The 6,472-nt window shown below is 53.4% G+C and carries 8 protein-coding genes; 2 read left to right on the top strand and 6 right to left on the bottom strand.

Annotation, left to right across the window (positions count from 1 at the left end; genetic code table 11):
- Nucleotides 1–448 precede the first annotated feature (448 nt).
- From B3075_RS06755 to B3075_RS06740, 4 genes are all read right to left on the bottom strand, one after another.
- Entirely contained in the window at nucleotides 449–745 is a 297-nt protein-coding gene (locus B3075_RS06755; RefSeq protein ID WP_290488199.1) for a hypothetical protein, read from the bottom strand.
- Between the two features lie 26 nt (nucleotides 746–771).
- Nucleotides 772–1,071 carry a hypothetical protein gene (locus tag B3075_RS06750; protein WP_290488200.1) on the bottom strand — a complete coding sequence of 100 codons (300 nt, stop codon included), beginning with the start codon at nucleotides 1,069–1,071 and terminating at the stop codon, nucleotides 772–774.
- A gap of 63 nt (nucleotides 1,072–1,134) precedes the next feature.
- Nucleotides 1,135–1,728, bottom strand: coding sequence for a hypothetical protein (locus tag B3075_RS06745; protein WP_290488201.1), 594 nt, complete (start codon nucleotides 1,726–1,728; stop codon nucleotides 1,135–1,137).
- Between the two features lie 33 nt (nucleotides 1,729–1,761).
- On the bottom strand, nucleotides 1,762–2,124 hold the full coding sequence (locus tag B3075_RS06740) for a hypothetical protein (protein ID WP_290492056.1): 363 nt from the start codon (nucleotides 2,122–2,124) through the stop codon (nucleotides 1,762–1,764).
- Nucleotides 2,125–2,497: 373 nt separating this feature from the next.
- Here B3075_RS06740 and B3075_RS06735 point away from each other — a divergent pair, with 373 nt between their 5' ends.
- Nucleotides 2,498–3,595, top strand: a complete 1,098-nt coding sequence (locus B3075_RS06735; protein WP_290488203.1) for a tyrosine-type recombinase/integrase — start codon at nucleotides 2,498–2,500, stop codon at nucleotides 3,593–3,595.
- Between the two features lie 13 nt (nucleotides 3,596–3,608).
- Here B3075_RS06735 and B3075_RS06730 read toward each other — a convergent pair whose 3' ends face one another.
- Both B3075_RS06730 and rnc read right to left on the bottom strand, forming a co-directional pair.
- Complete coding sequence (locus B3075_RS06730; RefSeq protein WP_290488204.1) at nucleotides 3,609–4,940, bottom strand: porin; 1,332 nt, start codon at nucleotides 4,938–4,940, stop codon at nucleotides 3,609–3,611.
- Between the two features lie 143 nt (nucleotides 4,941–5,083).
- A complete protein-coding gene (rnc, locus tag B3075_RS06725; RefSeq protein WP_290488205.1) occupies nucleotides 5,084–5,779 on the bottom strand; it encodes a ribonuclease III in 696 nt (231 codons plus the stop codon).
- Between the two features lie 162 nt (nucleotides 5,780–5,941).
- Between rnc and B3075_RS06720 the strand changes: the two genes are divergently transcribed.
- A complete protein-coding gene (locus B3075_RS06720) occupies nucleotides 5,942–6,445 on the top strand; it encodes a flavin reductase family protein (protein ID WP_343125179.1) in 504 nt (167 codons plus the stop codon).
- The last annotated feature ends 27 nt before the right edge of the window (nucleotides 6,446–6,472 follow it).

Genomic DNA, 6,472 nt, shown 5'->3' with positions numbered 1-6,472 from the left:
TTGCCAGTCCTGCTGAGGTTCCTGTTGCCAGTCCTGCTGAGGTTCCTGTTGCCAGTCTTGCTGAGAATGACGTTCCCTGCATTTCTCCCGGGAAGAAGCAACGTTCATGGGAATATGATTATTCATCAGTGTGAGAAGTATTTGAGTCAAATTTGCTTTTTTGAATCGTGTATCATTTCAACCGTTTGAAGCGGTCTGTTATGAACAGCATATTCTTGATTTTTCCGTGGGTGAAACGATTGGCTGCAACTTCAGGCAATTTCTGGTAAACTCTTCTTTCTCCCTCTGTAGGATTCGTGATGCTGTTCAGAAAAGATGCGCCGTTTGGCATGTCCAGTTTTTCGAACAATTCAACCGTTTCCTGTTTTTAAGGAAGAATGCCCTTCCGTTCATTTTCTGTTTTGTGGATGAGAAAACCGCGGGAAGCGACCGGCAGGAAGAACAGATGCTAAAGAACCATTCTTAAAGCTTCTGAATTGTAATATTTTTTTTCGGAAATTTGTTCCCGAAGCTCGCGGAGACGTTTTTGGTTTTGTTCCATGTCTATCTTCTCCTTTTTGTATTCTCTGTAAGCCTCGTTGATGAGCTGCGCGGCTTCATCGGCGCTTGCCTTGTCTTCCACATTTTCCAAGGCGCTGACAATCTCTGCCTGCAATATTTTGCTAGGGCCTTTTTGTTCGCAGGAAGTCAGTAATGGAGTCAGGAGCGCCATACCTGCTCCGGCAAAATAGAGATGATGGTTCATAACGTAACGGGATTGGTAAATAGATATTAATTCCGAAGAGTTTCCTTTAATTTTTCAGAGTTGTAATAGTTCTTTTTTTCCGCTTTCCTGATGAGTTTTTTGAAATTAACTTTCGTACGGAAATGTTCATTTTCGTATTTCCGTTCATTGAGGTCGATATCTATCAATTTCAAGGCGGCGGCGTCTGCGCTTTCTTCGTCCACAACGGATTCCAAAATGGATATTCTGTCTTCAATGAATTGGTTTTCTTTATCCTTTCTGCATGAGGCAAGAAAGAATGTTCCCAGCAGGAGCAGGATCAGAATGGGATAAGAGGTTGTTTTCATAATAAGAGTTAATGTAATTCGTGCGGAAATTGTTGTTGGCGCATGTTTTATTGTTCCGTAAGGCTACTCCACCGTAAAGCCGGTGGGCGTGCTGCCGGCGCCCTCGGATTCTACGCTGAAAGTTGGAATTTCTCCCTTTTCTGTGGGCGGGCTTTCTGTACCGTTTTTCTTGATTCCCGTTTTTCTGGTAACAGCTCTGCCGTTGATATGGGTCAGGTTGAAAGAGAAAGAGCCCCCGCGGAGGTAGGAGCGGTAATCATTGGCCGCGTGCCATTTGCCGCTGAGGTAACGACGGTTCCCGGAAATATGGCCTCTGTAGGCGATAGTGGTTCCGGCGGAATTACCCGCAACCGCCATTTTCGCGCTGAGGTAGGAATCCCCCAGAGAGGTGAGGTAAAAGGTAATCCTCCGGTCGTCGGCCCTGCCGCCAATGCTTCCGCAGGAATACGGTTCCACGGCAGAAGATGACGGGATGCTCAATTTGCCTGAAACGGTGCCGTCCCTATATTCCTTCAAGGTCAGCATGCGGGCTCCGGTTCTGCTGCTTGTGCCGGAGACGGAGCCTCTGTAAGTGTATTCTGCTACGATGGGGGAGCAGGAGGCCCCCGCCAGAGCCAGCAGCGTCGCAGGCAGGGCGTGGATGAAAAACGTTTTCATTGATGCAGAATGCAGAGGGGGAGGGATGGAAAATCAGGGCTGGAAGACGTTGTCTGATAAGGCTTTTCTCAGCCCATAAGATCCGTAATAATCCTTTTTGAACAGGGTTTGTTTCAGGGGTTCCTTCCGGAACAGGATTTTGCCGTATTCCTCCTTGTTCCAGAGCTTCTTCTTTTCTTCGTCGGGCATGGATTTCTCCAGTTCTTCGGATTTCTTCCGGAGATCGGCAAGCTTTCCGGCGTATTTGTCCGCACTGTCCCGGTCCTTGATGCTTTCCATGAGTTCGATCATTTCATCCTGCATGTCCAGATACTGTTCCGTATTGTTCTTCTGGCAGGAGATGGTGGTTAAAGCCAGCAGAACGGTACAGGCGGCGAGTATTGTTTTTTTCATCATTATTAGTGAATGGTTGATGGTTAGGGGAAATGACGCTCCGGGGATGAGGATGTCCCGGCACGGTATAGTTATTGCGGGTTGGGGGGAGGATCTGTAGGATACGTTGAGATTGACGCTCTGGTTTGTTCGCTGCGGATTTCAAGCGTGTTCTGAGCGCCCGCCAGTTTCTGTTTAGAAGACCTGCATTTGCGAATAGCGAATTCGGAATCCGTATAGGAATTCCTGCGTCCTCTTTGTCATCAAACTGTTTGGAAGAGAACTGCTGATATGACGGTGCGGTGAAACATCATCAATGGAATTGCCGAACCTTTTGATTAATAAACGACTATTTTTACTTGACTACGGATTCCGAAACCGTTGCAAAATATATGAAATGAAAGAGGAAATTTCAGAAACGGATCATGCGGCGCTGGCCATTTTAAAAAAGACAGGGTTGGATGTGGTGGAAGCCGCCCAGCTGGCGCATGAATTGCTGCAAGCCAGCAAGGGGCGCGGCAGCCGATGGAAGAGGGCGAGGGAATGCATCCGGCTGGGAGAGGAAGCCCTGGTTGCCAGAGGAAAAACGGTAGTGTTCAGGAAAGCCGTGGATGAGGCTATGGAGGCTCGGCAAGATCGCAGAAAAAGAACTAGGGATGATTTTCGTTATATCAGCCGGCGTTTGTTGAGGTTTTGTCCGGAAATAGCCCGAAGGCCCGTACGCTTTATCACGCCCCGGGAATGCCTCGCCTGCCTGGAAAAATCATTTGACGCCCTCCGTCAGAGGCATAAGGCCCGGCTGGTGCTCAGCGGTATTTTCGGAACGGCCGTGAAACGGGGGTGGTGTGCGGAAAACCCGGTGGCGCATGTGGATCTGCCGAGGCTGGAGGAGCACCCTATTCCCGTGCTGTCGCTGGAAGAAATGCGCCGGTTGCTGGCGGCGGCGGAAGAATATGCCGGAGGGGCGTGCCTGGCCGCGGTTGGGCTGATGCTGTATGCCGGCATCCGCCCGGAAGAGGTGAGAAGGCTGGATTGGGCGCAGATTAATTTACGGGAGGGGATGGTTTCCCTGAGGGCTCGCCACAGCAAGACGGGAGGGGCGCGCGTCGTGACGATCAGGCCGGTGTTGGGAAGCCTGCTGAAAAGAGCGGTTGCCATGGGATTCGGGGCGGGGAGCGTGTGCCCGCGCAACTGGACGGCGAAGTGGAGGGAGCTGAGACGGCAGGCCGGGTGGGACGGGAAGGAAAAGAAGTGGCCCGCGGATATGTTAAGGCATACGTTTGCCAGTTATTTTGCCAAGCATTTCAAGAATCTGCATGTATTGCAGATGGAAATGGGGCATGCCTCTTCCGATTTGCTGAGAACCAGATATTTGAATATGGAAGGCATTACGGAAATGACGGCCGCCGTTTTTTGGGGGAACTGCCATGCGGGGCGCCACGCCATGAAAAATGCCCGCCCCTGTTCAGAGGCGGCACATCCGTTGACGGGATGATGCCGTCCGGCAATTAGAAGTTGGTGCGGAAGGCGATGTTGTAGCTCCATCCGGTAAAGCCTTTCTGCCGGCTGGCGTCCGTGCCGTTGGAATGGGCGTATTCGATGCCCGCCATGATCTTGGCCATGTTCGGGCTGCATTCGAAAATGTAGTAGTTGACGCCCAGGTACAGGGCCTGCATGCAGTCGGAGGTGCCGGAATAAGTGGAGTTCTGCGTATAGCGTTTTTCCCATTTTACGGCGTTACTGCCCGCCGCCATCTGGTAGCGGACCACTCCTTCCCAGTGGGGGGTGAACTTGTAGGACGGCATGACGGTCACGCCGAAGACGTTTTCAGCCCCCGCCTTCATGCCGATGACGTTGAAGCCGGCTATGACTTCGGCCATCAGGGAGAAATTCCCCTGGGAGCCTTCCCATGTCAGGGCTACCACGTCCCTGGCTTCAGTGCCCTGGTATTTGGATTTGAAGCCGTAGCCGGTCAGTTTTTCATACGCCTTGTTTTGGGCGTCGTCCCCCCACTTGGTGAAATTGTGGGCGTAATCCAGCCACAGACGGCTTTTCTTCAGGAAAACGTTGTTGGAGGTGTCATAGCTCAGCGTGCTGGTGATGAAGCAGTTGTCCTGGGAGTTGAAAGCGGGTTCAATGCGGTTGTTGGACGTGCCGGTCCCGGCGCTTCCGTTGCCGTTCAGCCAGACGCCTGCGGCCCAGCCGAGTTTGTCCTTTTTGTCGGAATTGTTCACCTGGAGTCCGTAATTGGTTTCCGGGCGGAGCTGGTTGACCAGCATGGAACGTTCCATGGTCAGAATGGCGGAGGAGGACGTTCGGTATTCCCCAGTGATGCGCGGCTTTATTTTGCCGATGGCATAGGTGACGGGGCCTCCGTTGTATTCCAGATTCAATTCGTAAAGGGAGCAGGTTTGGTCGGAGGCGTTCCATGTGTTGGCTTTCTCATTGTAGCTTTCCAGGCCGTCTATGCCGCCGATGTTCCAGACGTTGTTGAGTTTGAAGTTATTCAGGAACTTCATGTTAAACCCGGCGCGGAAGCGGCGCCATTCATCGTTGAAGCGGCGGCCGTTGCCTTCCTTTTCGCCCATCACGCGGTCTTCTCCGTTCGGGTCAATCCAGTCCAGGCCGTACTGCATGCGGAGGGAAACGTTGAATTCCTGGATGTAGGGATTTTTGTGATCCCGTTCCGCGTTGAACCACTTGAAACGGTCGCTGAGCCATTTGCAGGCGGAAAAGCTGCCGCGGGTCGGCAGAGCGTTTCCTGTAGAGGACGCGGCCGCGGCAAAGGCGGAGGCTCCGAAAGTCATGATGCCGATGACGGGGAGAGTATAGGTCTTCATTGGTTTTCCATGGCTGGTTTGTCTGTGGGAAGGTCTTCCGGGGAAGGTTCTTTCTCGCGGAGACGGCTTCTGTCTATCAAACCAGCCGCAGGAGTGTCCAAGGCTTAAGGGTGACAAAATAGACACCCGTCCTCCTTTGGCGGTTACAAGGTCATGCGGAGCCATGCCCTGGCGGCCAGGGCGTCTGCGGCGGCGGCTACCTCCGCCTTTCTCTTGCTGGCCCCGGAACCGGCGCCAATGGCGTGACCATGCCAGAAAACGCGGGATTCAAAACGGTTTTCAGCGTCTCTCGGCCCTTTTTCTTCCGTTTTATAGGAAGGAGTTTCGGGAAGGATGTCCTGAAGAATGGCCTGGAGTTCCCCTTTGGGGTTGATTTCCTTGGGATGGCTGGCCGCGGAATCCAGAGCTTCATGGAGGACGCGCAGGGCCACGGCCTTGGCCGTTTCATAGTCGGAATCCAGGGACATGGCTCCGAAGACGGATTCAAATGTGTTGGCGATGATGGAATTTTTGCCTCGTCCGCCGGCCCGTTCCTCCCCCTTCCCCAGGGCAATGTATTTGTCCAGCCCCAGGATAAAGCCGTATTTACCCAGATTGGCGCGGCTGACGGTTCGGGCGCGCAGTTGGGTCAGTTCCCCTTCCGGGGATTGGGGCATGTGGTGGTAAAGGTACTGTGTGACGGCCAGCTGCAGAATGGCGTCTCCCAGGAATTCCAGCCGTTCATACGCCCGGCGCGTTTCCGGCCTGCTGTCCGTGCTGGGGTGGGTAAGGGCCTGAACGAGCAGATCCGGATTGTTGAAACGGTAACCCAGCTTGTCTTCCAGCGCGGTGTGGTTCATCCCGGAAATGCTAGGGCCGCCGTTGAGGAAATGCAACTCCAAACGGAGGGCGCTCCCGGCGGGGCGGGAGATTGCCTTCCCGCGTCATCTCGGCCGCTCCACAGCTTTGACATATGGACGGAGGGGTGTAGGATAGGTTGTGAACGAACGTTGGAGACGATGATGAAGAAGATTGAACCAAGAGAGATTCAGGATAATGCCGTACAATTGATTGGGGACGACTGGATGCTGGTGACGGCGGGTTCCCCGGAGCATTTCAACATGATGACGGCCAGCTGGGGCGGGTTGGGGTTCATGTGGAAGAAGCCCGTGGCGTTTGTAGTTATCCGCCCCCAGCGCCATACTTTCCGTTTTATTGAGGCCGGGGACGAGCTGACGCTTTCCTTTTTCAGCCATGAGTACCATAAGGCTTTGACCGTGTGCGGAACAACGAGCGGACGGGATACGGACAAGGTGGCCGCCTCCGGCCTGACGCCATATGTAACGGAGAACGGCAATGTAAGTTTTACGGAAGCGCGCCTGGTGCTGGAGTGCCGCAAGCTGTACGCGGAGCCTCTCAATCCGGAAGCTTTTCTGGATAAAACCATTGTGCCGGAGTGGTATGCCGCCGGGGATTTCCATAAGATGTATATTGTGGAAATCCTGAACGTATGGGTGAAGGAATAGCGCCTCGGAAATGCCGCAGGCGGACGC

Source organism: Akkermansia sp. UBA7090, from assembly GCF_002493465.1.
Classification (GTDB): domain Bacteria; phylum Verrucomicrobiota; class Verrucomicrobiia; order Verrucomicrobiales; family Akkermansiaceae; genus Akkermansia; species Akkermansia muciniphila_A.
The sequence above is the reverse complement of the archived record's forward strand: the minus strand, read 5'-3'. Positions and strand labels throughout refer to the sequence as shown.